The 26,973-nt window shown below is 37.7% G+C and carries 23 protein-coding genes, 17 tRNA genes, 1 rRNA gene and 3 riboswitches; of the genes, 34 read left to right on the forward strand and 7 right to left on the reverse strand.

The window, feature by feature from the left end:
• The first annotated feature begins 74 nt into the window (after positions 1-74).
• The 20 genes from rrf to C7B89_RS12900 all read left to right on the forward strand — a co-directional run bounded on the left by rrf (position 75) and on the right by C7B89_RS12900 (position 3,882).
• Positions 75-190: ribosomal RNA gene (gene rrf, locus C7B89_RS12805) — 5S ribosomal RNA — on the forward strand.
• Between the two features lie 11 nt (positions 191-201).
• A tRNA-Val gene (locus C7B89_RS12810) sits at positions 202-277 on the forward strand.
• Positions 278-281: 4 nt separating this feature from the next.
• Positions 282-357 (forward strand) — tRNA-Asp (locus C7B89_RS12815).
• An 8-nt stretch (positions 358-365) separates the two neighbouring features.
• Positions 366-441 (forward strand) — tRNA-Thr (locus tag C7B89_RS12820).
• Positions 442-448: 7 nt separating this feature from the next.
• Positions 449-532 (forward strand) — tRNA-Tyr (locus tag C7B89_RS12825).
• Positions 533-536: 4 nt separating this feature from the next.
• Positions 537-610, forward strand: a tRNA-Trp gene (locus tag C7B89_RS12830).
• 48 nt (positions 611-658) lie between these two features.
• Positions 659-734: transfer RNA gene (locus C7B89_RS12835), tRNA-His, on the forward strand.
• Between the two features lie 9 nt (positions 735-743).
• Positions 744-818, forward strand: a tRNA-Gln gene (locus C7B89_RS12840).
• Between the two features lie 13 nt (positions 819-831).
• A tRNA-Lys gene (locus C7B89_RS12845) sits at positions 832-904 on the forward strand.
• 18 nt (positions 905-922) lie between these two features.
• A tRNA-Arg gene (locus tag C7B89_RS12850) sits at positions 923-999 on the forward strand.
• A 15-nt stretch (positions 1,000-1,014) separates the two neighbouring features.
• Positions 1,015-1,091, forward strand: a tRNA-Pro gene (locus tag C7B89_RS12855).
• A gap of 15 nt (positions 1,092-1,106) precedes the next feature.
• Positions 1,107-1,182: transfer RNA gene (locus C7B89_RS12860), tRNA-Ala, on the forward strand.
• 13 nt (positions 1,183-1,195) lie between these two features.
• Positions 1,196-1,288, forward strand: a tRNA-Ser gene (locus C7B89_RS12865).
• A 6-nt stretch (positions 1,289-1,294) separates the two neighbouring features.
• A tRNA-Phe gene (locus C7B89_RS12870) sits at positions 1,295-1,370 on the forward strand.
• 5 nt (positions 1,371-1,375) lie between these two features.
• A tRNA-Gly gene (locus C7B89_RS12875) sits at positions 1,376-1,449 on the forward strand.
• Positions 1,450-1,453: 4 nt separating this feature from the next.
• A tRNA-Ile gene (locus C7B89_RS12880) sits at positions 1,454-1,527 on the forward strand.
• A gap of 6 nt (positions 1,528-1,533) precedes the next feature.
• Positions 1,534-1,610: transfer RNA gene (locus C7B89_RS12885), tRNA-Asn, on the forward strand.
• A 1-nt stretch (position 1,611) separates the two neighbouring features.
• Positions 1,612-1,683, forward strand: a tRNA-Glu gene (locus tag C7B89_RS12890).
• Between the two features lie 570 nt (positions 1,684-2,253).
• Positions 2,254-3,300, forward strand: coding sequence for a nitric oxide synthase oxygenase (locus C7B89_RS12895; protein ID WP_054548679.1), 1,047 nt, complete (start codon positions 2,254-2,256; stop codon positions 3,298-3,300).
• Positions 3,301-3,351: 51 nt separating this feature from the next.
• Positions 3,352-3,882: a hypothetical protein gene (locus C7B89_RS12900; protein WP_054548680.1), complete on the forward strand. Its 531-nt coding sequence runs from the start codon at positions 3,352-3,354 to the stop codon at positions 3,880-3,882.
• Between the two features lie 67 nt (positions 3,883-3,949).
• On the opposite strand, the gene C7B89_RS12905 is transcribed toward C7B89_RS12900, so the two are convergent.
• The gene (locus C7B89_RS12905) at positions 3,950-5,158 is read right to left on the reverse strand and encodes a CynX/NimT family MFS transporter (protein WP_048391934.1); all 1,209 of its coding nucleotides are present in this window, start codon (positions 5,156-5,158) and stop codon (positions 3,950-3,952) included.
• Positions 5,159-5,336: 178 nt separating this feature from the next.
• A riboswitch (Lysine riboswitch) is annotated at positions 5,337-5,513 on the forward strand.
• 82 nt (positions 5,514-5,595) lie between these two features.
• Here C7B89_RS12905 and C7B89_RS12910 point away from each other — a divergent pair.
• The 5 genes from C7B89_RS12910 (at position 5,596) to C7B89_RS12930 (ending at position 10,579) form a co-directional block, all read left to right on the forward strand.
• Positions 5,596-7,059, forward strand: a complete 1,464-nt coding sequence (locus C7B89_RS12910; RefSeq protein ID WP_054548681.1) for an amino acid permease — start codon at positions 5,596-5,598, stop codon at positions 7,057-7,059.
• Positions 7,060-7,211: 152 nt separating this feature from the next.
• Entirely contained in the window at positions 7,212-7,904 is a 693-nt protein-coding gene (locus C7B89_RS12915) for a response regulator transcription factor (RefSeq protein ID WP_115673848.1), read from the forward strand.
• 6 nt (positions 7,905-7,910) lie between these two features.
• Entirely contained in the window at positions 7,911-8,843 is a 933-nt protein-coding gene (locus C7B89_RS12920) for a sensor histidine kinase (RefSeq protein ID WP_115673849.1), read from the forward strand.
• Positions 8,844-8,973: 130 nt separating this feature from the next.
• Positions 8,974-9,897 (forward strand): ABC transporter ATP-binding protein, encoded by a 924-nt coding sequence (locus C7B89_RS12925; protein ID WP_115673850.1) that lies wholly within the window; start codon positions 8,974-8,976, stop codon positions 9,895-9,897.
• The gene (locus C7B89_RS12930) at positions 9,890-10,579 is read left to right on the forward strand and encodes an ABC transporter permease (RefSeq protein ID WP_115673851.1); all 690 of its coding nucleotides are present in this window, start codon (positions 9,890-9,892) and stop codon (positions 10,577-10,579) included. Before C7B89_RS12925 ends, C7B89_RS12930 begins: the two co-directional genes overlap by 8 nt.
• A 47-nt stretch (positions 10,580-10,626) precedes the next feature.
• Here the strand turns inward: C7B89_RS12930 and C7B89_RS12935 are convergent, their stop codons facing one another.
• Positions 10,627-11,892: an Nramp family divalent metal transporter gene (locus tag C7B89_RS12935; protein ID WP_115673852.1), complete on the reverse strand. Its 1,266-nt coding sequence runs from the start codon at positions 11,890-11,892 to the stop codon at positions 10,627-10,629.
• A gap of 208 nt (positions 11,893-12,100) precedes the next feature.
• Here C7B89_RS12935 and C7B89_RS12940 point away from each other — a divergent pair, with 208 nt between their 5' ends.
• The 8 genes from C7B89_RS12940 to C7B89_RS12975 all read left to right on the forward strand — a co-directional run bounded on the left by C7B89_RS12940 (position 12,101) and on the right by C7B89_RS12975 (position 20,781).
• A complete protein-coding gene (locus C7B89_RS12940; RefSeq protein ID WP_048391922.1) occupies positions 12,101-12,796 on the forward strand; it encodes a response regulator transcription factor in 696 nt (231 codons plus the stop codon).
• Entirely contained in the window at positions 12,786-14,081 is a 1,296-nt protein-coding gene (locus C7B89_RS12945) for a HAMP domain-containing sensor histidine kinase (RefSeq protein WP_103117317.1), read from the forward strand. The genes C7B89_RS12940 and C7B89_RS12945 overlap by 11 nt, the downstream gene beginning before the upstream one ends.
• Positions 14,078-14,749, forward strand: coding sequence for a PepSY domain-containing protein (locus C7B89_RS12950; RefSeq protein ID WP_115673853.1), 672 nt, complete (start codon positions 14,078-14,080; stop codon positions 14,747-14,749). Before C7B89_RS12945 ends, C7B89_RS12950 begins: the two co-directional genes overlap by 4 nt.
• A 90-nt stretch (positions 14,750-14,839) precedes the next feature.
• Positions 14,840-15,364, forward strand: coding sequence for a PepSY domain-containing protein (locus tag C7B89_RS12955; RefSeq protein WP_054548692.1), 525 nt, complete (start codon positions 14,840-14,842; stop codon positions 15,362-15,364).
• 213 nt (positions 15,365-15,577) lie between these two features.
• Positions 15,578-15,727, forward strand: a riboswitch (cyclic di-AMP (ydaO/yuaA leader).
• Positions 15,728-15,845: 118 nt separating this feature from the next.
• Entirely contained in the window at positions 15,846-17,669 is a 1,824-nt protein-coding gene (locus C7B89_RS12960; RefSeq protein WP_115673854.1) for an APC family permease, read from the forward strand.
• Between the two features lie 164 nt (positions 17,670-17,833).
• Positions 17,834-17,935, forward strand: a riboswitch (purine riboswitch).
• 135 nt (positions 17,936-18,070) lie between these two features.
• Entirely contained in the window at positions 18,071-18,655 is a 585-nt protein-coding gene (locus C7B89_RS12965; protein ID WP_048391917.1) for a xanthine phosphoribosyltransferase, read from the forward strand.
• Entirely contained in the window at positions 18,655-19,953 is a 1,299-nt protein-coding gene (locus tag C7B89_RS12970) for a nucleobase:cation symporter-2 family protein (RefSeq protein WP_054548694.1), read from the forward strand. The genes C7B89_RS12965 and C7B89_RS12970 overlap by 1 nt, the downstream gene beginning before the upstream one ends.
• Positions 19,954-20,259: 306 nt before the next feature.
• Entirely contained in the window at positions 20,260-20,781 is a 522-nt protein-coding gene (locus tag C7B89_RS12975) for a DUF2179 domain-containing protein (RefSeq protein ID WP_048391915.1), read from the forward strand.
• Between the two features lie 43 nt (positions 20,782-20,824).
• Here the strand turns inward: C7B89_RS12975 and C7B89_RS12980 are convergent, their stop codons facing one another.
• Positions 20,825-22,111 carry a DUF2252 domain-containing protein gene (locus tag C7B89_RS12980; protein WP_115673855.1) on the reverse strand — a complete coding sequence of 429 codons (1,287 nt, stop codon included), beginning with the start codon at positions 22,109-22,111 and terminating at the stop codon, positions 20,825-20,827.
• A 181-nt stretch (positions 22,112-22,292) separates the two neighbouring features.
• On the opposite strand from C7B89_RS12980, the gene C7B89_RS12985 reads away from it, so the two are divergent.
• Positions 22,293-22,862: a YitT family protein gene (locus C7B89_RS12985; protein WP_048391911.1), complete on the forward strand. Its 570-nt coding sequence runs from the start codon at positions 22,293-22,295 to the stop codon at positions 22,860-22,862.
• Between the two features lie 33 nt (positions 22,863-22,895).
• Here the strand turns inward: C7B89_RS12985 and C7B89_RS12990 are convergent, their stop codons facing one another.
• The 4 genes from C7B89_RS12990 to C7B89_RS13005 all read right to left on the reverse strand — a co-directional run bounded on the left by C7B89_RS12990 (position 22,896) and on the right by C7B89_RS13005 (position 26,811).
• A complete protein-coding gene (locus tag C7B89_RS12990; RefSeq protein ID WP_048391909.1) occupies positions 22,896-23,792 on the reverse strand; it encodes a DMT family transporter in 897 nt (298 codons plus the stop codon).
• A 103-nt stretch (positions 23,793-23,895) separates the two neighbouring features.
• Entirely contained in the window at positions 23,896-25,056 is a 1,161-nt protein-coding gene (locus C7B89_RS12995; protein ID WP_115673856.1) for a PucR family transcriptional regulator, read from the reverse strand.
• 161 nt (positions 25,057-25,217) lie between these two features.
• On the reverse strand, positions 25,218-26,636 hold the full coding sequence (locus C7B89_RS13000; protein ID WP_115673857.1) for an amidase: 1,419 nt from the start codon (positions 26,634-26,636) through the stop codon (positions 25,218-25,220).
• Positions 26,626-26,811, reverse strand: a complete 186-nt coding sequence (locus C7B89_RS13005) for a hypothetical protein (RefSeq protein ID WP_009373346.1) — start codon at positions 26,809-26,811, stop codon at positions 26,626-26,628. The genes C7B89_RS13000 and C7B89_RS13005 overlap by 11 nt, the downstream gene beginning before the upstream one ends.
• Positions 26,812-26,973 lie beyond the last annotated feature (162 nt).

A 26,973-nucleotide genomic window follows, 5' to 3' on the forward strand; every position in this document is an offset into this window, starting at 1 on the left:
TAACCAAAAAAGTTTGAAACTTTCAATGTATCGTTTATCTAGTTTTGAAAGAATAAGTCTTTCAGCTGAATAAGTCTAGTGATGATGGCAAAGAGGTCACACCCGTTCCCATACCGAACACGGAAGTTAAGCTCTTTAGCGCCGATGGTAGTTGGGGGCTTCCCCCTGTGAGAGTAGGACGTCGCTTCGCTTATTTTTTGTGGAGGATTAGCTCAGCTGGGAGAGCACCTGCCTTACAAGCAGGGGGTCGGCGGTTCGAGCCCGTCATCCTCCACCATTTTGGTCCCGTGGTGTAGCGGTTAACATGCCTGCCTGTCACGCAGGAGATCGCCGGTTCGATCCCGGTCGGGACCGCCATTATTATTGCCGGTGTAGCTCAGTTGGTAGAGCAACTGACTTGTAATCAGTAGGTCGTGGGTTCGACTCCTATCGCCGGCACCATTCCCTTGGAGGGGTAGCGAAGTGGCTAAACGCGGCGGACTGTAAATCCGCTCCTTAGGGTTCGGCGGTTCGAATCCGTCCCCCTCCACCATTTTAGGGGCATAGTTCAACGGTAGAATAGAGGTCTCCAAAACCTTTGGTGTGGGTTCGATTCCTACTGCCCCTGCCAGGTATTGAGGTACTCGTTCATAATACAGCTAATATAATCTATATAGTGGCGATTGTGGCGAAGTGGTTAACGCATCGGATTGTGGTTCCGACATTCGTGGGTTCGATTCCCATCAGTCGCCCCATTTTAAAATTGGGGTATAGCCAAGCGGTAAGGCAACGGATTTTGATTCCGTCATGCCTAGGTTCGAATCCTAGTACCCCAGCCATTTTTAATTTCACGAGCCATTAGCTCAGTTGGTAGAGCATCTGACTTTTAATCAGAGGGTCGAAGGTTCGAGTCCTTCATGGCTCATCATTTTTTAATTAACATGCGCCCGTAGCTCAATTGGATAGAGCGTCTGACTACGGATCAGAAGGTTATGGGTTCGACTCCTGTCGGGCGCGCCAATAAAATCATGTTTACGGAATGTAGCTCAGCTTGGTAGAGCACTTGGTTTGGGACCAAGGGGTCGTAGGTTCGAATCCTGTCATTCCGACCATCTTTCATGATAAATGGGGCCTTAGCTCAGCTGGGAGAGCGCCTGCCTTGCACGCAGGAGGTCAGCGGTTCGATCCCGCTAGGCTCCACCATTGTAATATTTTTGGAGGTATACCCAAGTCTGGCTGAAGGGATCGGTCTTGAAAACCGACAGGCGGGTAACACCGCGCGGGGGTTCGAATCCCTCTACCTCCTCCATTTTTCGGGTCAGTAGCTCAGTTGGTAGAGCATTAGATTGAAGCTCTAAGTGTCGGCGGTTCGATTCCGTCCTGACCCACCATTATTGCGGGTGTAGTTTAATGGTAAAACCTCAGCCTTCCAAGCTGATGTCGTGAGTTCGATTCTCATCACCCGCTCCAAAATGGGCCTATAGCTCAGCTGGTTAGAGCGCACGCCTGATAAGCGTGAGGTCGATGGTTCGAGTCCATTTAGGCCCATATTATTCCGAAGTAGCTCAGTTGGTAGTAGCACCTGACTGTTAATCAGGTTGTCGCAGGTTCGAGTCCTGCCTTCGGAGCCACGGCCCGTTGGTCAAGTGGTTAAGACACCGCCCTTTCACGGCGGTAACACGGGTTCGAATCCCGTACGGGTCATCAAGCATGTAGCACAGATGTGTGTTACATGCTTTTTTCTATTCTCCTGTTCTTTAAACGATAAAAGATAATGCAATAGCAGAAAAAGACCTATTTGCAAGGTGAGGGACTGAATTTAATTCCCCTAGCATCTTACTATGGGCTCCTATAAGCCGTTTCACTTACCACGTACACTTCCATGGTCAATACTTTTGTGAAGGCTGCTTGACTTCTCTAGTATAGCGATACAGGCGAAATCCTGGCCAGAGAATTTGTGAAACTGGTTCTGCTCTATGCGAAAGCGAAGCACCAGCAGCAAGTAAGTAGCCCAGAACGTATAGCTTTTTCACCATTTACAAAAATTCTATTGATTTCTTTGTTCTACAACCCCCTGAAAAAGGCTACATGACTACTGTAGCCTTTTTATAATAATTAATATCTTTCTCCCTTACATTCTCTTACGAAAGAGAGTCTATAGAGTAAATATGAACAAACTATTTCATATATAAAATATGTATGTTTTTTCAATTACTATTTTCATGGTGCTTGTTGTTTTGTTCCTCTAATATGAGGATAAGTGGAGGAATCGATATGAATATACAGGAGATACAGCAATTTTTAAGTCTATATCAGACAGAACAAAATGAATCAGAACTTTGGTTAAAGAATAGATTACAGGCAGTTAAGGATGCAGGTGAATATCACCCAACAACAGAGGAGCTAGTTTTTGGCGCACGTGTGGCATGGCGAAATAGCAATAAGTGTATTGGACGTCTATTTTGGCAGTCACTGCATGTGGTAGATGCACGTGATGTTTTAGATGAAAAGGCTATTTTTCAAAAATTACTAGAACATATTGATTATGCGACAAATCATGGGAAAATCCGTCCAACTATAACAGTGTTTGCTTCAGATAGAGTACGGATTTGGAATCATCAACTAATTCGTTATGCAGGCTATGAAACAGATGCAGGCATTATTGGAGATTCACAGTCCGTTAAATTTACAAAAGTGTGTGAGTCGTTAGGATGGAGAGGTAAAGGAACTGATTTTGATGTACTACCACTCGTTATACAGGTGGATAATCGTGCTCCTCAAATGTTTGTAATTCCTGAAGAAAATATAGTAGAGGTCTCAATCCGTCATCCAGAGTCAAACGATATGGAAAAATTAGGAATGAAGTGGTATGCCGTACCTATTATTTCGAGTATGCGTTTTCAAATGGCTGGAATTGATTTTCAAGCAGCTCCATTTAACGGCTGGTATATGGGAACAGAGATTGGTGCACGAAATTTAGCAGATCATGATCGTTATAATATGTTACCTGCAATTGCAGAGATTTTTAATCTTGATACAACCAAACATGCGTCTCTTTGGCGTGATCGTGCTTTAGTAGAACTTAATATTGCTGTTCTTCACTCATTTAAAGAAGATGGTGTGAGCATTGTTGATCATCATACAGCAGCTCAGCAGTTTAAATTGTTTGAGGAGGCAGAAAAATCAACAGGAAGAGAAGTTACAGGCAACTGGACATGGTTAATCCCACCACTTTCCCCTGCCACAACTCATATATTCCATAAACCCTATGTAAATATTTATCATACACCAAATTATTTTTACCAAAAACCATGCTATTAGTGTAAAGGAATTGTTTACTTTCAATACTTTTGATGAGAGAGGGCGCTTACTATGTTAAATCAGCAAATTCCCAATATCCCATGGAGACAATTGACGACACCTTATGGTAGAGGTACAGCCATTCCTAAGCTGATAGAACAGGAGCAATACACACAACTAGCTGAATTAATTGAACATCAAGGTACACTGTGGCAGGTGACACCATGGGTTTTGCTTGTCCTGCTAAAAAAGCTTACTAGTAAAAAATTAGAGGTTGTCTCCTTACAAGAGGTACAGTTATATTTAGCTGTGGCACATGCTATTACCAAGGATTATCTCGAGCCAGTCAATACTGTTAAAAATATGCAGGAGCTATTAGACGTCAACTATTTGTGGATAGAAAATGAGGATAATGATGAGCAGGAGTGGGAGAAAGAAACGCCAAAGGGCTATGAGGAGCAAGCTTTTGTAGGCTATTACTATTATAGTTATATGCTTTTACAAGAGGCTGTTCCTATTTTTTCTACTATAACAGCTCGTAATAATGAAGCATCAGAATGCCTTGCTGAATTGCTAACATTACTCCAGCAACCCGACAATTAAGTAATGTGTAAACACTATATAGAAATAGAGCAGATGGAGGAATCTAATCCACCTGCTTTATTTAATTTTAATGCACATATTCATCCTTAGAGGCTCTCATTGAGCAAAAGAAGAGTAACATTGCTACAACGACAAAGAGCCATCCCGCAATATTCCAGCCGCCAAATAAATCATGCAAGTAGCCAAAAAGAATAGGACCAATTGCGGCAAATAAATAACCCAAAGATTGTGCAAAGCCTGATAAATCTGCTGCTTCAAATGCAGTACGAGTACGGAGAGTGAAGAACATCATTGCTAGGGCAAATGAAGAACCACCTGCTAACCCTAGAAGAACCATCCACAGTACCCCAAGACTTGTCCATTCCATGACAACCCCAACAAAGCCTACTAAATAGAAGGATGTAAACATCAATACAAGTGGGCGTTGAGAAGTCATTTTACCAGCAATAATAGGCACTGCTAAGGCCATTGGTACTTGTGAGAATTGCATGATTGAAAACATCCAGCCAGCTTTATCAGGTGCTAAACCTTGAGCAATATAGATCTCAGGTATCCAAGCTGCTGTTGTGTAGAATAATAAAGACTGTAAACCCATTGCCCCTGTGACAGCCCAAGTAACAGGTGATTTCCATAAAGGTGTACTGGTCTTCTTAGATGTAGTAACTGGTTCTGGTTTATTTGATTTTAGTTGAGGTATCCAAATTAAGATTGTAATTAGAACGAGTATGAGTGCAATGGAAAGTGCACCTTGCCAGCCTAACGATGAATTAGCTATCGGATAGCTAATACCAGCACCAAGGCCAGCAGTAAAATTCATGGACATGGTGAAAAAGGCCATTAATAAACCCACATGATAGGGAAATTTCAACTTCAATAATCCTGGAATTAGTACATTTCCAAAAGAAATGGCTACGCCAATTAGCACAGTACCCAATAGAAGTAATTCTGTAGTACCAAGTGAACGTAGGACAATTCCTAAAGCCAAGAGAAAAGTGGATAAAAATAATGTTAGCTCAAGCCCTAGTTTGCGTGCTACAACTGGTGCAAATGGAGATATAACAGCAAAAGCCAGCAATGGTATCGTTGTTAGAAAGCCTGCCAAAACATTAGATATTCCAAGATCTTCACGGATAAAGGATATAATTGGGCCAACAACAGTTAGTGGCATTCGTAATGTAGAGGCTATAAAGATAACTCCAAAGACTAAAAGTAAGGTTGTTCCTTTCCAGCTAATTTTTTTACTTGGAAAACTAGTGGAATGATCATTTGTAGTCAAAATAAAATCCCCCCTAATAATAACCATTCTAATTGAACTACTATAACACTTTATCACACTATTAAAAATAGTAGAAGATTCATAAAATACAGAACATTTGTGGTTGTATTGAAATGTCTATGGTCTTATGTTAGTATAATAAACATCATAAATTTAATAATTATATGCCTCATGTTTGTATTGAGGTAGAGGTCGCGATATTTATAAGTATGCTAATTGAAATGACAAGCATTGATGAAATTAGTTGAAAGGAAATATTGCCGAAGTGTGAGGGGACTTGAAAACCTCATGCTGGGGCTGTCTCCGAAAGGAACAGAACTGTCACGTTTGCACAACGTGTTGAGCTATCATGTAGGAAAAACTGAGGATTAATGTAGCCATCACAGTGTATATGTGATGGCATTTTTTTGCCTCATAAATAGGAAGGAAGCTATATCGTGAGTGAAATAAAAGTAAATCAGCTCGGACATAAAGCACCGAAGCTGAAAAAAGAATTAAAAAGCCGTCATATTACAATGATTTCTTTAGGCGGTACAATTGGTACGGGACTATTTTTAGCCAGTGGAGGAGCAATTGCTCAGGCAGGTCCTGGAGGAGCATTGCTTGCCTATGCTTTAATTGGTATTATGGTGTACTTTTTAATGACAAGCTTAGGGGAAATGGCTGCCTATATGCCATCCTCAGGTTCATTTAGTACGTATGCAACCAAATTTGTAGATCCTGCCTTGGGCTTTGCATTAGGCTGGAACTACTGGTATAACTGGGCAATCACCATTGCTGCCGAAATTGCTGCTGTGTCATTAATTATGAAATATTGGTTCCCAGATAGCTCATCAGCACTTTGGACAGTATTATTTATTGCTGTGGTATTGACGTTTAATTTACTATCCGTAAAAAGTTATGGTGAAAGTGAATATTGGTTTGCCATGATTAAAGTAGCAACGGTTATTGTTTTTATTATCATTAGCTTACTAATGATTTTTGGTATTTTAGGTGGGCAGGCTCCTGTAGGTTTCACTAATTTCTTTGTTAGTGATGGGCCATTCCATGGTGGCTTCCTTGCTACATTTGGTATTTTCCTAGCTGCAGGATTTTCATTCCAAGGAACAGAATTACTAGGAATTACAGCTGGTGAAACAGATGATCCTGGTAAAAATATTCCGAAGGCTGTTAAATCTGTATTTTGGCGTATTCTTTTGTTTTATATTTTAGCGATTGGTGCAATTGGGATGTTAATTCCATTTACAGACGAACGTTTATTATCAGAAGATATCGCAGTATCACCGTTTACACTAGTGTTTGACCGCCTAGGTATTGCCTTTGCTGCTTCATTAATGAATGCCATTATTTTAACGGCTATGCTGTCAGCAGGAAATTCAGGACTATATGCATCTTCTCGTATGTTATGGCAATTAGCAGTGGATGGACATGCACCTAAATTTTTTGCAAAGCTAAGTCGTAGAGGTATTCCGATTTATGCACTTATGGCAACATTAGCTGTAGGCTGTTTAGCATTTTTGGCATCCTTCTTTGGCGATGGAGTGGTTTATATCTGGCTATTAAATGCTTCTGGAATGTCTGGCTTTATTGCATGGCTAGGTATAGCGTTTAGTCATTATCGTTTCCGCCGAGCGTTTGATGCACAAGGCTTAGATCCAAAGTTATTACCTTATAAAGCCAAATTATATCCGTTTGGACCATTATTTGCTTTTACAGTTTGTATGATCGTAGTCATTGGACAAAATTACACAGCCTTTACAGGCGATAAGATTGATTGGTACGGTATCCTTGTTTCGTATATTGGGATTCCATTATTTTTAGCATTATGGTTTGGCTATAAATTAAAGCACAAAACAAAAATGCTTCCACTTGAAGATTGTGATTTAAAAGTTGAAGATTAAATAATAGAGCTGTTCTGTAAACCAAAGAGCGATGGTTTATGGAGCAGCTCTTTTTTCAACACTCATAAACAAAATCTCTCTAATCAAACATCATAAATATGGTAATGTAATATACATATGGAAATTGGGTTTGATAGGAGAGGTGCATCATAGTGCAAAAGCATATTTTACTTGTAGAAGACGATGAAGCCATTCGTGAAATGGTTGATAATTACTTAACGATGGAAGGTTTCCAGGTCACAACAGCGACTAATGGCGAAGAGGCATTACAAAATTGTTTGCAAAATATCTTTGATTTGGTCATCTTAGATATTATGATACCTAAATTAAATGGATTGGAAGTATTAAAGATTATTAGAGAGCAGGCAGCACTTCCTATCATTATTATGTCTGCAAAAGACAGTGATGTTGATAAAGCATTGGGCTTAGGGTTAGGGGCAGATGATTATATTGCTAAACCCTTTTCTATGCTAGAATTTTCAGCACGTGTAAAGGCTGTTATCAGAAGAGCTACGAAATACTCTAGTCAAGCTGAACAAAAGCAAGAGGTCCTCGAAATTGATAATTTAAAGATAGATATTGTTAATTTCTCAATAACAAAGAGCGGACAAGAGATAAAGCTGACATCAAAGGAATTTTCCATTTTAAAATTGTTTGTGACAAATCGTCACAGAGTTTTTACCAAAGAGCAAATTTATCAGATGATATGGAAAGATGCCTATTACGGAGACGAAAATATTATAAATGTACATATCAGAAGACTACGTGAAAAAATAGAAGATGATCCGTCACATCCTCACTATATTAAAACCCTATGGGGAATCGGCTATAAGTTTGAAGGGTAAAAATATATGATATTCCTATTATTAATAATTGTATTGCTAATCGGCATTCTCATTTTTCAATGGAAAGTCAAGAAGGAACAAGAACGCGCTATCCAATATATTCATCGAAAACTACATGTAATTGTGAATAAGCAGACGTATGAAAAGATTCTAATAACAACTACAAATTCAGAAATTCAACAGTTACTTATTACACTGAATACTTTGCTAGATCAACATAAAAAAGTCCAGGCTACACATCATAAAATGGAAAATTCTATGAAAAAGATGTTGGCCAATATTTCGCATGATCTTAAAACGCCTTTAACCGTAGTACTTGGCTATATTGAAATGCTTCAACTTCAAAACGCGAATAGTGACGAGGAACAGCAACGTTTACTTACGGGTGTACATGCTAAAACATTAGAGGTATTAAAAATTATTCATACATTTTTTGACTTGGCAAAATTAGAGGCTGGGGACACAGATTATCCAATCACTAAAATCAATGTCAGTGAAATATGCCGAAAAAATGTTTTGTCTTTTTACGATTTGGTTACTTCATTGGGATTAGATATTAAAATTGATATCCCTGAAAGCTCCATATATGCACTTGGTAATGAAGAAGCATTAAATAGAGTGCTATACAATCTACTGTCTAATGCTATTGCATATGGAGCAGATGGCAATGTAATTGGAATTACTATAAGAAACGATGAAGCCAATATCGATATTGATGTGTGGGATTGTGGCAAGGGCATTGATGAATACCATATCGATCGCGTTTTTGAAAGGATGTATACACTTGAGGATTCTCGAAATAAATCTTTCCAAGGTAGCGGTCTGGGGCTAACGATTACAAAGCGGCTTGTAGAAATAATGAATGGCTCGATCCGTTTATCGAGTATTCCCTATGAAAAAACTATTTTTACGATTTCGTTAAAGCGAATGATGTATTGAATCCATTATGCTTGTAGAGCTTTAATGCTTTGCAGGCTTTTTTACTTAAGAAATTTGTAAGAATGCAGTAATAAAATAGAGAGTTTCATTTTTTATAATGAAACTAGTCACAATTGAGGGAGAGAATTACATGACATACATTGTAAAAACAAATCAGCTTACGAAAGTGTACGATGGAAAGGAAGTTGTTTCTGCTGTCAATATGAACGTTAAGAAAGGTGAGATTTATGGATTTTTAGGTCCTAATGGTGCGGGTAAAACGACTGTTATGAAGATGCTAACTAATCTTACGAAACCTACAAGTGGGGATGTAGAAATTTTGGGGGCGAAATTGACGGACAAATCCTATGAAATACTAATAAGAATGGGGACAATTATTGAATATCCTATTTTTTATGAAAAATTAACGGCTAGAGAGACCCTGGAATTACATTGTGAATACATGGGTTATTATGATAAGAAAGAAATTGCACATGTTCTTAATTTAGTAAAGTTATCGAATACAGAGAATAAGCAGGTTAAAGATTTTTCTCTGGGGATGAAGCAAAGATTAGGCATCGCAAGGGCCATTATTACAAAGCCAGAGTTACTTATATTAGACGAACCAATTAATGGATTGGACCCAGTAGGGATAAAGGAGTTAAGAGAGCTTTTCAAGATGCTTTGTAAGGAGTACGGCATAACCATTATTATCTCTAGTCATATTCTAGCTGAAATAGAACAATTGGTCGATACAATAGGTGTTATTAAGAATGGAAGGCTCATCACTGAGGTAGCAATGGATACTATTAATCGTGATCAGGTCAATTATACTGAAGTGATCGTAAGTGATGGGAAAAAGGCAGCGTTTATTATTGAAAGCGAATTAAAAATTACGAATTTTAAGCTGATGGATGATAACTCTATACGTATATACGACTCAACAGTATCCCAACAAAGCCTATCGAGAGCATTAATTGAACATGACGTTGAGATTGAAGAGATTAGTAAAAAAACAAGTTCATTAGAGGATTATTTCTTAAAGCTAATCAATGGAGGCGTTGTTCATGCTTAATTTAATGCGTTTAGAAATGAAAAAATTTCATTTAGGTTCATATGTTAAAGGAGCCATTATTGCAAATTTTGTTATTCTTGGTTTTTTGTTTATGATTTTATTTATTTCTAAAGTTGAGGGAGACCCAGGGCTTGAAAATTATGAGGTTGCTTTAAGCGTCATTGATTCATTTGTAAGAGCAGTTTTTATGATTTTTGCTTCTACGTTAATAGCTAAGTTAATCATCGGAGAATATAAATTTAAAACCATTACATTAGCTTTTATGTATCCTATAAGTAGAAAGAAATTAATGGTCGCAAAGCTTGCTATTGTCATGCTATTTACTTTCAGTATGATCATTATCTCCAATGCTCTTATTACAACCATTTTTTGTATCATAAGCGAACGATATGAATTAATTCCTGATGTACTATCTAGTTCTTTAATTATCCAGCAAATACCTTCTGTATTGATGAATGCGATTGCTGCCTCAGGTATAGCTTTAATCCCATTGTATTTCGGGATGAGAAAATACTCTATACCGACAACTATCATTTCATCTATTATAATTGTGTCTGTAACTTCGTCAAATTCAGGTAACTTTACTTTAAACGATATTATTATTATTCCAATTACTTTAGCAATCGTGGGTCTTGGTATTGCTTATTTAGCCATTAGAAATATCGAAAAGGTGGATGTTTAATCAAAAAGATACCAGGTGCTCATTGCTATAGAGTACCTGGCTTTTTGTTATCCAAAAATTGTTTCCCACAGTAAGTAAATATTTAACGTAACAACAACGACTACGACAAACCAACCTAAAACAGTTGTAATACGGTGATTAACTAGGCTTCCCATAATGTCTCGTTTACTTGTAAACATAACAAGAGGGACAAGTGCAAAGGCAATACCAAATGATAAAACAACTTGACTAAGAACGAGAGCATAGGTAGCATTCACACCAGAGGCAATGATTGCAAGTGGTGGCACCATGGTAATCGCTCTACGTAAATAAAGAGGTATTTTTCTTTGAATGAAGCCTTGCATCACTACGTCACCAGCTAAAGTCCCTACAGAGGAGCTAGCAAGCCCTGCAATAAGTAAACCAAGACCAAAGGAAATGGCAGCCATTGGGCCCAGAACATCTTTTAAGCCATTATAGGCAACATCTAAATCTTCAACTACAACACCTTGGGTATGGAATACTGCTGCGGCAATGATGAGCATGCTCATATTGATGGCACCAGCAATAATCATAGCGATGATAATATCGATAAATTCAAAACGGAAAATACGTTTTTTTTCTGCCTCATTTCGACCAATAATACGACTTTGAGTTAAAGAAGAATGTAAGTAAATAGCATGAGGCATAACGGTTGCACCTAAAATACCTGTTGCTAATAATAGTGAATCTACACCTTCAAAGTGTGGTGTGAACATGCCAATCGCCACATCGCCCCATGCTGGCTGCGCTAAAAATGTTTGGAAGGCAAATGCCAATACAACAATTAAAACCATTCCAGAAATTCCTGCTTCAAAGGCTCTAAATCCTCTTCTTTGCAACTCTAAAATAGCGAATGAACCTACTGCTGTAATCAATGCGGCGGGAAGCATTGGGATATTAAAAAGTAAATAAAGCCCTAATGCTGCCCCGATAAATTCCGCGAGGTCTGTGGCAATGATGACCAATTCCGCCTGTATCCATAAAAAGATAGATGTTTTTTTAGAAAAATGCTCGCGTGCTACTTCAGGTAAATTTTTTCCTGTCGCAATCCCAAGCTTGGCAGACAGGGACTGAATTAACACGGCCATTAAATTAGAAAAGGCTATAACCCAAAGTAGCAGGTAGCCGTATTGAGAGCCTGCTGTAATATTTGTAGCAAAATTGCCAGGATCAATATAGGCAACTGCTGCAATGAAAGCAGGTCCTAAAAATGGCAAGAATCTTCGCCAACCTTTTATATCTCCATCTAAAACCGCCTCTGCAGACGATTTTGTGACTCGTTTGTAAACCATATTGTTCCCTCGTTTCAAAAAGTATCATCAGTGAAATAAAGTTTCCTATAGGAAAATAGGATATTAGTATTCTAACGCTAGGAATAAAAAAAGTGAAGTAGTTTGCTTTATCCTTCTATAAGTATGTGCCATTCTCATCATTTTCTAATTAGACTTTCACCACTTGTATCGTATACGATGAAAAGAAAAGGCGAAGGACGGATTCGACATGACACATCGAATTTTAATTATAGAAGATGAAGAGAATATTGCGAGAGTGCTACAACTGGAGCTTCAATTTGAAGGATATGAGGCAGCAATGGCACATACAGGAGCAGAAGGCTTACTACAATACCGTGAGCAGCAATGGGATTTAATTTTACTTGATATCATGCTACCTGAGATGAGCGGTATTGATGTGCTAAAGCGTATTCGTGCAACAGAATCCCAAACACCTGTTATCATGCTAACTGCTAAAAGTGAAGTAGAGGATAAGGTAAAGGGCTTGGATTTAGGAGCCAATGATTACGTGACAAAGCCTTTTGAAATTGAGGAGCTACTGGCACGAATTCGCAATGCACTACGGTTTTCGCAGAAGGTAAATCCAAAGCAAGTTGCACTTACATTTGGCCATTTATCGATAAACGAGCAAACAAGGGAAGTTGTGTATTTTGATAAGGAAATTCAGCTGACACCCCGTGAGTATGATTTGTTGTTCTATTTACTAAAGCATCCTAAACAAGTACTGACAAGGGAGCAAATATTAGAGGCTGTGTGGGGCTATGATTATTATGGGGATACAAATGTTGTGGATGTTTATATACGTTATGTACGGCAAAAGCTTGAGGCTGCTAATCCAGCACCTCTTATCCAAACAATTCGAGGTGTTGGATATGTGCTAAAGGAACATAGTTATGAGACTTAAAACAAAAATTCATCTACTAACAACATTGCTTATGCTAGTTATTATAGTGGCAACAAATAGTGGAATTTATTTGTTGTATGAGAAATTTGCCTATGATACGGAATATAATCAGCTCCAGTCACGGGCAAATGATTTAAGCTCTACACTGAGTCAGTTAAATGCACAAACCAACCTACAGCAAGTATTAAGAGCTTATATGCCAACGGATGGTGCTGTTTATATTTATGATGGTGAACGCTTGAAAACAAAGGTTCAAGCTACCCTTGAAATGCAAGAAGTCCCTGCCATTACCTACACTATGCCTGCTATTTGGATCGACGGAACGGTAGTGGACATAACATTACAGCAATCTATGGAAGAAGTAGAACGGACATTAGATTTGTTAAAGGTCATCTTAGTTGTTGTATCTGTTGTTGCAACGATTCCAATTTTCCTAGCGAGCTTGGTACTTGGGCGACTTATTTTATTACCGCTAGAACGTTTAAATGAGACCATGCGCAAAAGTGCATCTACTGGGAAATATGAAAAAATAGATACTACAGAAAAAGGTGGGGACGAGTTAATAAACATTAACCGCACTTTTAATATAATGATGGAGAAGCTTGAACAACATTATCAAAAGCAACAAGAATTTGTATCAAATGCCTCTCACGAGTTAAAAACTCCTATAACTGTCATTGAAAGTTATGCAAAACTACTCCTAAGAAGGGGTTTTGATAATCGTGAGGTTGCTCAGGAATCCTTACAGGCCATTGCCAATGAATCATCTCGTATGCATGAAATGGTGTTGCAATTGCTAGAGCTAGCTAAAAACAAAGAGCAATTGGACGTTCATTTCGAACAACTAGAGCTTGCCCCTTTCTTAAATAAAGTAGCTTCACAAATGGAACAGGCTTATCATCGAACATTTAGAATTGATGCGCAGATACCAAAATTTATTTATAGTGATGAAAAAATATTGAAGCAACTACTTTTTATTTTGCTGGATAATGCTAGGAAATATAGTGAGGATGAAGTACGTATTCAAGCCACTGAAACAACCAACCATGTACGTATTACCATCCAAGATTTTGGTATTGGTATTCCAGTCGAGCATATTCCTCATTTGTTTGAGCGTTTCTATCGTGTAACAGAGGATCGTAATCGTAAAACAGGTGGTTCAGGGCTAGGGCTAGCAATCGCACATGAACTGGCACAACAATTAGGTATAACGATAGATGTGAAAAGTAAGCTAGGGGAAGGCTCAAGCTTTACTTTATGTATACCAAAGGAGGGACAGCAATGAAAAAGTGGATGTTAGTAATTGTTGTTATTATCCTTCTTTGTAGTGGAGTAATTTGGTTTGTTCAACATCGTTATTTTTACGTTCAACCTCTTAGTGAAGCGCAGGCTATTCATCATATTGAGACTATCTACAATGGTCATGTTACACAGGTTGAAAAACAAGGAAATACCTTTGAAATGCTTTTTACGCGTGACGATGTCAAGTATGCAGCTATACTCGATGTTACGACACAACAGGTGACTGATCTAATCCTGAAAGAAGGACATAGTAAATTACTTTTAACAGAAAAGCAGATCAGACAAATGGTTAAAAAGGAATATGGAGATATAGAAAGCGTTATGCTTACAGACTCCATTTACACTGTACGTGTTGAAAATGAGGAAATTCAAAAGGATTTAACGTTTGATGGTTATACTGGCGAACTACTGGCTGAGAAAAAGGTTGAGCCACAAGAACAACCTATCGAAGAGCCTATTATTACTGAGCAACAGGCCATTCAAATAGCTCTTAAGCAATTAAAGGGTGAAGTGGATTCAGTTGATTTTGAAGAAACCCCAGAGGGTGGTTACTATTTAGTTGAGATTGAAACGCAGGAGGACGAAGCTACATTTCAAATTCATGCTGTTTCAGGAAAAGTACTGTCTGTAACATGGGATGACGATCATTAAATCATTCTCATGAAATTCTAATGTTTCTCTTATAGTTCTATCATCTTCACTTGGTAAGCTAAGTTTAGATAAAACAAAGGAGAGATGAACATGAAAAAAATGATCATGATTCCAGCACTAGTAATTACACTGGGAGTGGGTGCAGCGATTGGCTCGACGACTTTATTATCAGGAAATGCCCAAGAAAAAAAGGTCTTATCCATGCAGGAAATTGAGAAGAAAGCTCTAGCGGTAGTGGATGGTACAGTTGCCAATATCGAATTTGACCAAAATCAGTTTAGCTCTATTTATGAAGTAGAGGTGTATACAGATACAGAAGAATATGATTTAAAATTTGATGCTTATAGTGGAAAATTACTCAAGCAGAAAAAGGAACGTCTAGATGACGATGATTGGGATGATCATATTCCTGCTACGACTGCTACAACAAAAATAATTACAAAAGAGCAGGCTATCAAGACAGCCCAAACAAAAGCAAAGGGTAAAGTGACAAAAATTAAGCTTGATGATGGTGTATATGAAATTGAACTGAAAGACGGTCAATATGAATACGAAGTAGATGTGGATGCAGTCTCTGGGAACATTATCGACTTTGAACAAGGCTTTGATGACTAATATAATGAGCTGTCTTGAAGGTAGAATATACCTTTAAGGCAGTTTTTATTGTTTATATTGTGGGTATTGACTAGGTATTCAGGAAATTTTCTTTAAGAAGCGATTATTTATATGTTCAAAAAAAGCCTATGCTTTTACTCAAAAAAGAGAAAAATTTTCTTCTTTACTTTTTCAATTAGCAGGCGTAATATGACATCATTATAAAAGTTTCAAATTTCTAAATCGCTGAAGCAACTAAACGCGGGGGAACCAATTTTGATGGATGGCATAGCCATTCTTGGGGTGAATCTCTTCCTTATGGAGGAGTAGGGCTACTCAGGCCCGAATCCGACAGCTAACCTCGTAAGCGTTAAGAGCAGAAAAGTGGAGCTTGGCAGACGGATGAGCGTCTACAAGTCTTATTTAGTGATGACTTGTAGGCGTTTTTTGATGTAATTTAGAAAGGCGAAACACATTCTATGAAACTAGAAGGTGTTTATCAATGAAATCCTCATTCAAACGTTATGTAATCGGCAAACCATTAAGATCCGATGCGTTAGGGGAACAAAAGCTCAGTAAAACAAAGGCACTGGCCATATTATCGTCAGATGCATTGTCATCAGTAGCCTATGGACCAGAACAAATTTTAATTGTCCTAATGACGGTAGGTACAATGGCGTTTTGGTATTCTTTACCTATTGCCGCTGGAGTGGTTATTCTACTCGTGGCACTGATTTTATCCTATCGTCAAGTTATCTTCGCCTATCCCTATGGGGGAGGCGCCTATGTCGTATCACGAGAAAATTTAGGCGTGAATGCAGGTCTTGTTGCAGGGGGTTCTTTGCTTGTTGATTATATTTTAACGGTAGCAGTAAGTGTGTCGGCCGGGACAGATGCCATTACATCTGCATTTCCAAGTCTTCATGCTTATAATGTACCCATTGCTATTATATTTGTGATTTTCTTAACGATTTTAAACTTGCGAGGTGTAACAGAGTCAGCCTCTATCTTGGCGTACCCAGTTTATCTATTTGTAGGCGTTATGCTGTTGCTAATCGGGATTGGGCTCTATAATGTGGCAACTGGACAGGTGCCTGCAGAGCTACATCCAAAGATTGGCACACCAGTGGCAGGGATTAGCCTATTTATTTTATTAAAGGCATTTGCTTCAGGAAGCTCAGCGTTAACAGGAGTAGAGGCTATTTCTAACGCTATACCTAATTTTAGAAATCCTGCCCCGAATAATGCTGCTAAAACGCTTTTAGCAATGGGCGCCATTTTAGCCGTTTTATTCATCGGGATTGTTAGTCTAGCTTATTTTTATGGCGTTGCACCAACAGCAGAAGCAACAGTCGTTTCCCAACTAGCAGAAGCTAGTGTTGGTCGGAATTTTCTTTATTATATTGTACAGGGGACAACGGCAATGATTTTAGTACTTGCCGCAAACACAGGATATTCAGCATTTCCCTTGCTTGCTGTGAATTTATCGAAGGATGGTTTTATCCCACGAATCTTCCAAATTCGTGGGGACCGTCTTGGCTATTCAAATGGTATTTTAATGCTAGGTATTGCAGCCATTTTTTTAATTATACTTTTTGACGGGGCCACAGAGCATTTAATTCCGCTCTATGCAGTAGGCGTATTTATTCCCTTTACATTAGCGCAAACGGGAATGATGAGAAAATGGTGGCGCGAAAAACCTAAAGGCTGGGTAGCAAAATTTACGATCAATACAATTGGGGCTGCTATCTCTTTCATCGTGGCAATGATGTTTTTTGTGACAAAAATGCCTCAAGTATGGCCAGTGTTTATCTTTTTACCAATTATTATTTTTGTATTCCATCGCATTAAGCAACATTATCAAGCTGTTGGAGAACAGTTAAGATTAAATCATGAGGAACTGGCTACTATTGAGGGGAATGTTTTCATTGTGCCAGTAGCTGGTATAACAAAGGTGGTTGAAAACTCCCTACATTATGCCAAATCACTTAAGGTTGATAAAGTGATAGCCTTTTACGTAGCTTTCGATCAAGCAGATGCAAAAGCTTTTGAAGAGAAGTGGAACGCCTGGCAACCTGATGTACGATTAGTTACCTACTATTCACCATATCGCAGCATTACACAGCCATTAATTAAATTTATTGATAAAGTAGAACATCAATGTACGAAGACAGGTCATAAAGTTACAGTTGTTATCCCTCAATTCTTACCGAAAAAAGGGTGGCATCATATGCTACACAACCAATCGAGTCTTCTTATTCGTACATCACTGTTATTTCACAGAAATGTCGTCATTATGACAGTACCGTTCCATTTATCAAAATAATGCTAGCAAGCTAGAAAATAGTCTGTTATAATCAGTACGTTGATTGAAAACACGAACGTTTACAATTAAAAAGTTCCAGAATACCATTAAATTCCGAAAAATCAAACTTTTTTTGGTGAGAGATAGTAGCCCTTACCGAATAAAGTGATAAATTGGTTATTCTGATAGTTTCATACAAATCCACTCATATAATAGCGAGAATAGGGCTCGCAAGTTTCTACCGATTTACCGTAAATGAATCGACTATGGGTAGCAATGCTTTTAGAGAACTTCAATTTTAATGATGTTTTCTATTCATTTCGACGTTTTTGCGCTGAATGCTTTGCTCCACTCGTAGCAGAATGGAATCAAAGTATTCAGCGTTTTTTTATAATTTTTTACGAAAGAAGGATATGAAAGAAATGAAGTTATTACAAGACAAAATTATGCAAGAGGGTAAAGTATTATCTTCATCCGTATTAAAAGTTGATTCATTTTTAAACCATCAAATTGATCCGATGCTAATGAAGGAAATTGGTCATGAATTTGCAAATCGTTTTTCTGATCAAGTGATTACAAAGATTTTAACAATAGAATCTTCAGGTATTGCCCCATCCGTGATGTTAGGCTTAGAAATTGGAGCGCCTGTCGTATTTGCTCGTAAACGTAAATCATTAACTCTTTCAGATAACCTTTATTCTTCAAAGGTACATTCATTCACAAAAAATGAAACAAATGAGATCTCTGTCTCACGTAATTTCTTAAGCGAAGATGACAATATTTTAATTGTAGATGATTTCTTAGCCAATGGTGAGGCTGTCAAAGGCTTACTTGATATTGCTGCACAAGCTGGTGCGAATGTTGTGGGAGTTGGAATTGTTATTGAAAAGGGCTTCCAAGATGGCGGAAAATTATTGCGTGAGCAAGGTGTTCGCGTTGAGTCATTAGCAATTGTAGATTCTCTTGAAGATGGCAAAGTAACATTTGCTACGGAGGCTCGCGCGTAATGAATACCTTTAAATCGACTGCGCTAGCGATTCAACATTTACTTGCAATGTATGCTGGAGCCATCTTAGTGCCACTGATTATCGGTGGGGCAATTGGCTTCGATTCAACACAAATGACGTATTTAGTAGCGATTGATATTATGATGTGCGGGATCGCTACACTTTTACAGGTTTATTCAGGTAAATTCATTGGTATTGGCTTACCTGTAGTACTTGGCTGTACATTCACAGCGGTAAGTCCAATTATTGCGATTGGTACAAACCCAGAGCAGGGTATTACGGACATTTATGGTTCTATTATTGCCTCTGGTGTAATTGTAATGATAATTGCGGGCTTCTTCGGCAAGCTTGTGAAATTCTTCCCACCAGTCGTAACAGGGTCAGTTGTTTCAATTATCGGTATTTCCTTATTACCAGTAGCATTAAACAATATGGCAGGTGGACAAGGTGCTGAGGATTTTGCCTCTGCTTCTAATGTAGCTTTAGCCTTTATTACATTGGTTGTCATTTTAGTCGTTTATCGCTTTTCTACGGGCTTTGTTCGTGCTATTTCTATTTTAATAGGATTAGTAGTAGGTACTGTTTTAGGTGCCTTCATGGACAAGGTGGATTTCACCCCAGTTGTAGATGCTAATGTATTTCACATGGTACAACCTTTCTACTTTGGCATGCCAACATTTGATGTAACGGCGATTATTACCATGACACTTGTAGCAATGGTATCTTTAGTAGAATCATCTGGTGTCTATTTTGCGCTAAGTGATATTTGTAATAAAAAAATAGATTCAAAAGATTTGGCTCGTGGCTACCGTTCAGAAGGTCTAGCTTCAGTAATCGGTGGTATTTTCAATGCCTTCCCATACACAACATTCTCACAAAACGTGGGACTAACTCGTATGTCAGGCGTTAAGGACCGTAAAGTCATTTACATCACAGGTGGTCTACTTGTAGCATTAGGCTTCCTACCAAAAATCGCAGCATTAACAACAATTATTCCAACGTCTGTACTAGGTGCGGCAATGCTTGCGATGTTCGGTATGGTGATTACACAAGGTATGGGAATGCTTGTACCTGTTATGAATGAATCAGCGGAAAACGCAATGATTGCAGCGATTGCAGTAAGTTTAGGTGTCGGTGTATCCGTTGTTCCTGGCATTTTTGATGCACTGCCAACAAGCGTTTCAATCTTAACGTCAAATGGTATTGTTTGTGGTTCAGTCACAGCGATTATCCTAAATATTTTATTCAACATGATTGGGCCTAAGCATAAAAAAGACCCGATGCACGGGGAAGTATAAAAAGATAATTAAATAACATTCATCTAAATATTTTACATATTTTGATGAAAAGAAAGTGATACCTACTTTTATCTATTGATTTAGATTTGAGGAGGTGTCACTTTTTTGTTGTTATGGATTGTATGTTTTAAACTATAGATTATGATTTTAGTTAAAATTTGTTCCGTTAAAATAACTTTAGACTGTCATAAGGAATGTTTAACATTAGACTAAAAGGGAATTTAAAATAGAGTTGTTGAAATCGCATGTAACTCTCTCTTTCAACATATACTTATATAAAACTACTCTCAGAAAGGTCTAGCACAAATGCAAAGTATTGTTTTAATTTTAATCCTACAATTAGTATATGTACCTTTTTTAACATTACGAACAATATTTTTGGTAAAGAATATCACATTCCTTGCAGCGATATTTGGTATGCTGGAGATGTTGGTGTATGTATTTGGCCTTTCACTCGTTTTCAGTGGGAAGCAAAGTATGTTATCTATGGTTGTCTATGCAGTTGGGTTTGGATTAGGTATATTTTTAGGAGCAAAAATAGAACGAAAGCTAGCGATAGGCTATGTTTATACAACCATTAATACGCAAAATAAAAATGAAGAGCTTGTGAAATTTCTTCGCCACGAAGGGTTTGCAGTCACGATTTATATAGGAGAAGGGCGAGATAGTAACCGCTATAAATATGAGATCTTAACGAAGAGGAATCGTGAAGGAGAGCTCTTTCAAATAGTAGAGCAATTTGAGCCGAATGCGTTTATTATCTCGTATGAGCCTAAATCATTTAAGGGCGGCTTTTTACTTGCTCGTATGAAGGCCAAGCAAAAATAATATTCAATATGAGAGGACCTTCGCTAAAAGCGAAGGTCCCTTTTTACATTTTTGTTTCAACCCAGTTTTTGAATAAGTCATAATCTGTATAGACGGTTTCTTTGTAACTCATTGCTTGTAAAATTGTATGTTCTATAAATACATTCCGTTCTTTACCGATTGCTTTTAAAATCTCCTCCTCGCTGTGATAGGTAAAAACATGAGAATAATCGATGTCAGCTCGTGCATGTATTTTAGCGGCAATTTTCCCCATAAGTGATGTTGTTGTAAAGTAATCCTCTACATCCTTATAGTTTTTAGGCTTAATCTTCTTTTTATAAGGAGAACGTTCTCGAATATAAAATTCCTGACCATTCATTGTAATAAAGGCTAAATGTGGATCCTCTAAGTGGTGCATGGCTTTTTGAGTTCCAACTACTCGTGCTCCTTGGTGCTCATAATGAGCCCAAAATAGATCCTGATAGGGAAGAAAGTAGGCAGGAATGGCTGTGCGTACTTCTTTCATTTCTAACACTAAATTTTCAACCCATGATGCACCCTTTTCATCTTCCACTAAAATATAGTAACGTTTTAAACCGATTGAAGCTGTACCAGATCCATATTTATAAGCTATGTCCCTAATTTTATATGTAGAAAGTGCGTTTGAAATGGCACTGTATTCCTCAGCAGTGACTGGTTGAATTTCTTCATTCCATAAGAAAGCGCGCTCGCCGTCTTCATTGAGATACGTAATATCCTGTAAAAAATAGGATCGTTGGCGTTTCTCAAGCTTTTTCAATAACCTCTTTGCGGGTCCTTTGGTATTGTTCTTTGTGAAAATGAGTGTTAGAGGATCATCCTGTTTACGCTCAAATCGTTTTAGTTGATTGATATAACTATTAAGAAAATGTTGAATAGCCGTTTCTTGTGTTGTCTTATGTAAGCCTTGTTCTTCTAAATAAAGTGCAATACTAATACTCATACGAATAATATCGTATAAATATGAACCGACATAGCCCTCATCGAAATCATTGACATCAAAAACAATGGAGCCAGCTTCATTTTGAAAAGCACCGAAGTTATCCATATGCATGTCACCTTGAATCCAAGTCGGTTTTCTATCAGGAGTATGGAAGATTGAAGCGGATTTTGTCATATCAAAATAAAAGAGATAGGCACTTCCACGGAAAAAGCGAAAAGGACTTTCAAGCATTTTACGGTATTTCTCCAAGCGCTGTACCTCTGTTAAGCGCATTCGATGACCATCAAACTCTTCAAAGATTGTTTCCAATTGTTCTTGTCTTAAAAAAGTTCTAGTATGTTTAACTTGTTCCAATAAAGCATGCTCCATATCATAATCCCCTTTGTTAATTTAAAATTTATCTGTATATACGGAAATAAATTGAATAAGTTTCGAAGAAATTTAGCAAATGCACTCGATAAAAATGGCTAATCATCTAGGGTTATTTCATAACATGTTCAATAACCTATTTTCATACTATAAGACATGCATAGACACGGAGGGGGGTTGTATGTATTTCTTTACAAAAAGTCTAGTCATTATAATAGGAAGTATTTCATTGTCGTTAGGAATAAACTTATTTTTAACGCCCTATGAAATTTTAGATGGGGGAGTAGTAGGGTTAGCGCTAATATTACATTATTTATATAAGCTCCAAATTGGTTTAATGATTATTATCATTAGTATTCCAATTTTTATTATTGCGTGGTTTAAATATAAAACCTATTTTTACAATAGTATACATGGCTTACTAACGTCTTCCTTCATTATCGATTTTTTAAAGCCTGTCCGCAATCTTGTGCAAATTGATGCGCTCTATAGTGCCATTCTTGGAGGAATACTTGTAGGCTTTGGTATTGGTCTAATGCTGCGATTTCAGACAAGCACAGGGGGAACTGACTTGATAGCACAATTTATCTGTGATAAAACGGGTATTAATGTTGGGATATTAATATTTTTTATTGATTCCATCGTGATTGTTATAGGTGGCTTCCTCCTATCCACCTCGACCTTGCTATTATCTATAATTACAGTGCTAGTTGTGGGGATTACGACAAGCATTATTACTAGTCGAGTTTAATAAACATAAAAAAAGTTCCAGTATAAACTGAAACTATTTGGGGGTCTGATTATCGAGTGCTTTCATTAGCTTCTTTTTTGGATGTGCGGGTTTCACTTCGGCAATTAGTATAGCTAGTAAAATAAGGACGGCACCAACGACCATACGGCTTGTTAGCATTTCATGCAAAAAGATAACGGATAAAACCATGCCGAAAAAAGATTCCGTTGATAGTATAATCGCAGCCTTTGTGGCAGTTGTATATTGATTGGCCACATTCTGGAAAAGATAAGCTATTGTCGTAGAAAAAATCCCTAAATAAACAAGCGAGTAAATTGCCTCTTTTTCAAGCGACGTAGGAATTTCACCTTGACTAATGACAACGATAACACCTATAAAGGATGCTGTGAGAAACTGAATAATAGTTAGAGCAATGGCATCTTCTTTTTGAACAAAAAGGTTTGTACAAAAGATATCAAAGGCAAAAGCAACAGCACAAGCTAATGATAGGGCATCACCTATATTCATTGTCAATGAGCCTTGTAATGATAAAAAGCCAATGCCCACAATTGCCATTATCGAACCAATGATTTCGTAGCCATCAATACGCCGTTTATAAACGGCATATGCTATTAAAGGAACAATAATGACATTAACTGCGGTTAAAAAGGCATTTTTAGATGGTGTTGTATATTGCAGTCCGACTGTTTGAAGGGCAAACGCTATATACAAAATTGTACCTAATAAAGCTCCCTTCCAAATTACTGATCTTGAAGCCTTTTTTAAGCGGGCGCCAAATAAAACGGTTAATATGATTGAAGCTAATAAAAATCTGCCAGCCATTACTTGATAAGCTGTTAAATATTCTAGAGCAATGGCCGTTACAACAAATCCACTACCCCACACGATTGCAGTAACTAATAACATGCCATCAGCTATGTAAGTTTTCATGTGTTCTTCCTCCTAACTTCAATAGAATAGCATAAGAGAGAAGAAAAGAATTTGATTTTATTTCTAAATATTCAGGCGTTTTTTTGTACTTATTCCAAAGCGATTAGTCACTGGTCATTTTGCTATGTAATAAGTACAATTTAACGGCTGCAGCTAGGCGTTCATAAAAAACATAATCATTATCTATGGGTGTTACTAGCTGACGTATTTTAGCCATACGATAGCGAATTGTATTTGGATGACAGAATTGTGCTACAGCAACTTCCTTAATATTTCCTTTTTTAATGATATAAGTTATGGCGGTCTCCATTAAGTCTGGATCAGCCTTATCATCAAGTAGAGGGGCTAAAAAGGAGGTAACATAGTCCATAGCGAATGTTGCATCTTTACGGTATAACTCGATTAATAAACAATCAGACGCGAGATTCTTATAATGACAGCTAGGGAGCATATCTATTTCAGCGAAAATATTGGCAAAAAAAGCTTCGCGTAATGCCATTGAGAATCCAGTCTGGGTATCATTACAATTGCTATAGCCGAAAGTGATTGTATCAGTGGGTATGACATATAATGCTAGCCATTCATGTAAAACCCTTTCAAATTGGAATTGCTGAGATGGATGTGTCATGATGATAAATAGACTTTTTTTATAAGAACAAATCATACCCGATTTTAATAGTGGCTCTAACGAGTAAAAGGGCTGCATCCAGTTCGGATGGATTGTGTCACCAGCTCGTAAATTTGCTATAAATACATATTTTTCAAAGGGCTTATTGAGCTGTTGTAAAATGGATTTGATTTGCTCCTGTGTTACATCTTCCTCCACTAACCTTCGTAAAATTGTTTCTATAAAATAGGAATAATCCTGTGTCTTAGCATAAGCCATCGTTTCTAAAATGATTTTTTCAAAAAACTCATCTCCACCAAAGCGCAATATAGGGAAATTATGCTGCTCTGCATACGACAAAACTTCTTCAGGTAATTCCTTAAAAATAACAGGCTTATAAGCTAAAGCACTAGCCCCAAGCTCAATTAGATTTTTTACAGCATTGAATAAATACTCAGGCTTTTGCTTAGCAAATAATAAACTACTTAACACAACACTGTTTGGTGTAAAGATAGTATCTCTGACATGGTGGATGTCAGGTGAAAATTCAAAGTCTAATATTTCTACATTTTGAACAGCTTTATTTAAGCCGTTGTGACCTGCTATAACAGTGAAGTCTTTGGTAATAGGTAGTTGTAAAAATTTCTCTACATTCATGAGTGGATCATTGCCTTTCCTGTAGTAAGCTTCTAGCTTCTATTATAAAATTACTTGTTCATAAAAAACCATTAGTATGAATGCTAGCAGGTTTCCCCCACAAAAAAATCTGCTCATTCAGTGGTATACCGTGAAGTGAGCAGATTTCTAGTGCTTATCGTTTAGATATTAGCAAAAATATTTGGTTTTCTATTTCTCTGTGGATTTGCTTGCTCAACAGCATAGCCTACATTTAAAATGCGTCCTTCTTTAAAGGCTGGGCCAATAATTTGTAGACCTATTGGTAAGTTTCCTTTAAAGCCACAAGGAACCGAGAGGGCAGGTAAGCCTGTTAAGTTACTAGGGCCTGTAAAGCGGATAATATTATCAATTAAATCTACTTTTTGACCGTTTAACTCTGCAAAATCATCCCCAATTGTACTAGCTACAACAGGTAGGGTAGGGGAAATGAGCACATCTACTTTATTAAAAATCTCTGTAAACTCCTGCTTGATTTGACGACGTACCTGCTGAGCCTGCAAGTAATCGACTGCAGAAGGCAATTCACCAAGCTCAAATAGCAGACGAATATCGTCACCAAAATCTTGTGGTCTCTTTTGTAAATCTGAATGGTGTATAGCTGCTGCCTCTGAAAGAGACGTCACAAGCTCTGCCCATTCTGCATATTGTAGGGAAGGAATACGCACCACTTCTACTTTAGCGCCTGAATCCACTAAGCTTTGAATACTTGCTCTAACAGCCTTCTCTACATCAGCATCAACATTATTAAAGAAATATTCTTCATTGATACCAATCACTAGATCTTTGATCTTACCAGTAAGCTGCTTCTCATAGTTGTCTACTGGAACATTCACGCAAGTAGGGTCTCGATGATCAAAACCAGCAATGACTTCGAGCAAGCCCGCTGCATCCTTAACTGTCTTTGTCATCGGACCAATATGGTCTAAGCTCCATGCTAGCGGGTAGCAGCCGTATTTACTTACACGACCGTGTGTAGGTTTTAAACCTACAATGCCGCAAGCAGAAGATGGAATTCGAATAGAGCCTGCTGTATCTGTCCCTAGTGAAGCAACACTTGCTCCAGCTGCAACAGCCGCACCAGAGCCTCCACTTGAACCACCAGGAATTTTATCTAAGTCCCATGGGTTACGAACAGGGCCGTAATGAGGGTTGTTATTGGTAATTCCCCATGCATATTCATGCATACTTAATTTCCCAGTGAAAATAACACCAGCATCACGTAGCTTTTCAACCACAGTCGCATCATAATCAGAAACGAAGTCCTTATGAATTTTTGAGGACATCGTTGTTATTTTATCTTTAAAATACAAGTTGTCCTTTAAGGCGATAGGTATCCCATGATACATACCCTTATAATGACCTTGGAGAATCTCCTGTTCAACTTCTTTTGCCCTTGCTAAGGCTTCTTCCCGATAAAAAGCCATATAGGAATTAATTTTAGGTTGACTTTCCTCAGCAAAATCTAAAATAGCTTTCGTTAATTCCACGGGAGATAGCGACTTTGATGCAAGTAATGGTGCCAACTCTTCAACAGATTTTAAATGTAAATCAGTTGTCAATGTGATCACCTCCAGGAATACTACGTACGGCGATGTCTGCATCATCGATCGCAATACCTTCTAAATTGCTGCGAAGTGACTGCATACCTTCCCAGCGTGTTTTTAATAGTTCAAGGTGTTCAGGTTTCGGTGTAATTCCTTTGTTCTCCAATAATTGTTGAATAGACAAGCTCATTAACAGGATCCTCCCTTGAATAATTTTTATCTAAATAGGTATCCCTATTAAGACCAATACAGTAAAAACACAAAAAAATATAATAGGTAATATAAACCTATTATTACAATCATACACTAATATCATTTTATATCAAATAAATTATTTGTAATAGTTTTAATA

Source organism: Lysinibacillus capsici (assembly GCF_003367505.1).
Taxonomy (GTDB): domain Bacteria; phylum Bacillota; class Bacilli; order Bacillales_A; family Planococcaceae; genus Lysinibacillus; species Lysinibacillus capsici.

Excerpts from the sequence above, each read along its gene's own strand:
- C7B89_RS12895 (WP_054548679.1), top strand. The coding sequence starts at position 2,254 with ATGAATATACAGGAGATACAGCAATTTTTAAGTCTATATCAGACAGAA.
- C7B89_RS12900 (WP_054548680.1), top strand. The coding sequence starts at position 3,352 with ATGTTAAATCAGCAAATTCCCAATATCCCATGGAGACAATTGACGACA.
- C7B89_RS12920 (WP_115673849.1), top strand. The coding sequence starts at position 7,911 with ATGATATTCCTATTATTAATAATTGTATTGCTAATCGGCATTCTCATT.
- C7B89_RS12925 (WP_115673850.1), top strand. The coding sequence starts at position 8,974 with ATGACATACATTGTAAAAACAAATCAGCTTACGAAAGTGTACGATGGA.
- C7B89_RS12930 (WP_115673851.1), top strand. The coding sequence starts at position 9,890 with ATGCTTAATTTAATGCGTTTAGAAATGAAAAAATTTCATTTAGGTTCA.
- C7B89_RS12935 (WP_115673852.1), bottom strand. The coding sequence starts at position 11,892 with ATGGTTTACAAACGAGTCACAAAATCGTCTGCAGAGGCGGTTTTAGAT.
- C7B89_RS12940 (WP_048391922.1), top strand. The coding sequence starts at position 12,101 with ATGACACATCGAATTTTAATTATAGAAGATGAAGAGAATATTGCGAGA.
- C7B89_RS12945 (WP_103117317.1), top strand. The coding sequence starts at position 12,786 with ATGAGACTTAAAACAAAAATTCATCTACTAACAACATTGCTTATGCTA.
- C7B89_RS12950 (WP_115673853.1), top strand. The coding sequence starts at position 14,078 with ATGAAAAAGTGGATGTTAGTAATTGTTGTTATTATCCTTCTTTGTAGT.
- C7B89_RS12955 (WP_054548692.1), top strand. The coding sequence starts at position 14,840 with ATGAAAAAAATGATCATGATTCCAGCACTAGTAATTACACTGGGAGTG.
- C7B89_RS12960 (WP_115673854.1), top strand. The coding sequence starts at position 15,846 with ATGAAATCCTCATTCAAACGTTATGTAATCGGCAAACCATTAAGATCC.
- C7B89_RS12965 (WP_048391917.1), top strand. The coding sequence starts at position 18,071 with ATGAAGTTATTACAAGACAAAATTATGCAAGAGGGTAAAGTATTATCT.
- C7B89_RS12970 (WP_054548694.1), top strand. The coding sequence starts at position 18,655 with ATGAATACCTTTAAATCGACTGCGCTAGCGATTCAACATTTACTTGCA.
- C7B89_RS12975 (WP_048391915.1), top strand. The coding sequence starts at position 20,260 with ATGCAAAGTATTGTTTTAATTTTAATCCTACAATTAGTATATGTACCT.
- C7B89_RS12980 (WP_115673855.1), bottom strand. The coding sequence starts at position 22,111 with ATGGAGCATGCTTTATTGGAACAAGTTAAACATACTAGAACTTTTTTA.
- C7B89_RS12985 (WP_048391911.1), top strand. The coding sequence starts at position 22,293 with ATGTATTTCTTTACAAAAAGTCTAGTCATTATAATAGGAAGTATTTCA.
- C7B89_RS12990 (WP_048391909.1), bottom strand. The coding sequence starts at position 23,792 with ATGAAAACTTACATAGCTGATGGCATGTTATTAGTTACTGCAATCGTG.
- C7B89_RS12995 (WP_115673856.1), bottom strand. The coding sequence starts at position 25,056 with ATGAATGTAGAGAAATTTTTACAACTACCTATTACCAAAGACTTCACT.
- C7B89_RS13005 (WP_009373346.1), bottom strand. The coding sequence starts at position 26,811 with ATGAGCTTGTCTATTCAACAATTATTGGAGAACAAAGGAATTACACCG.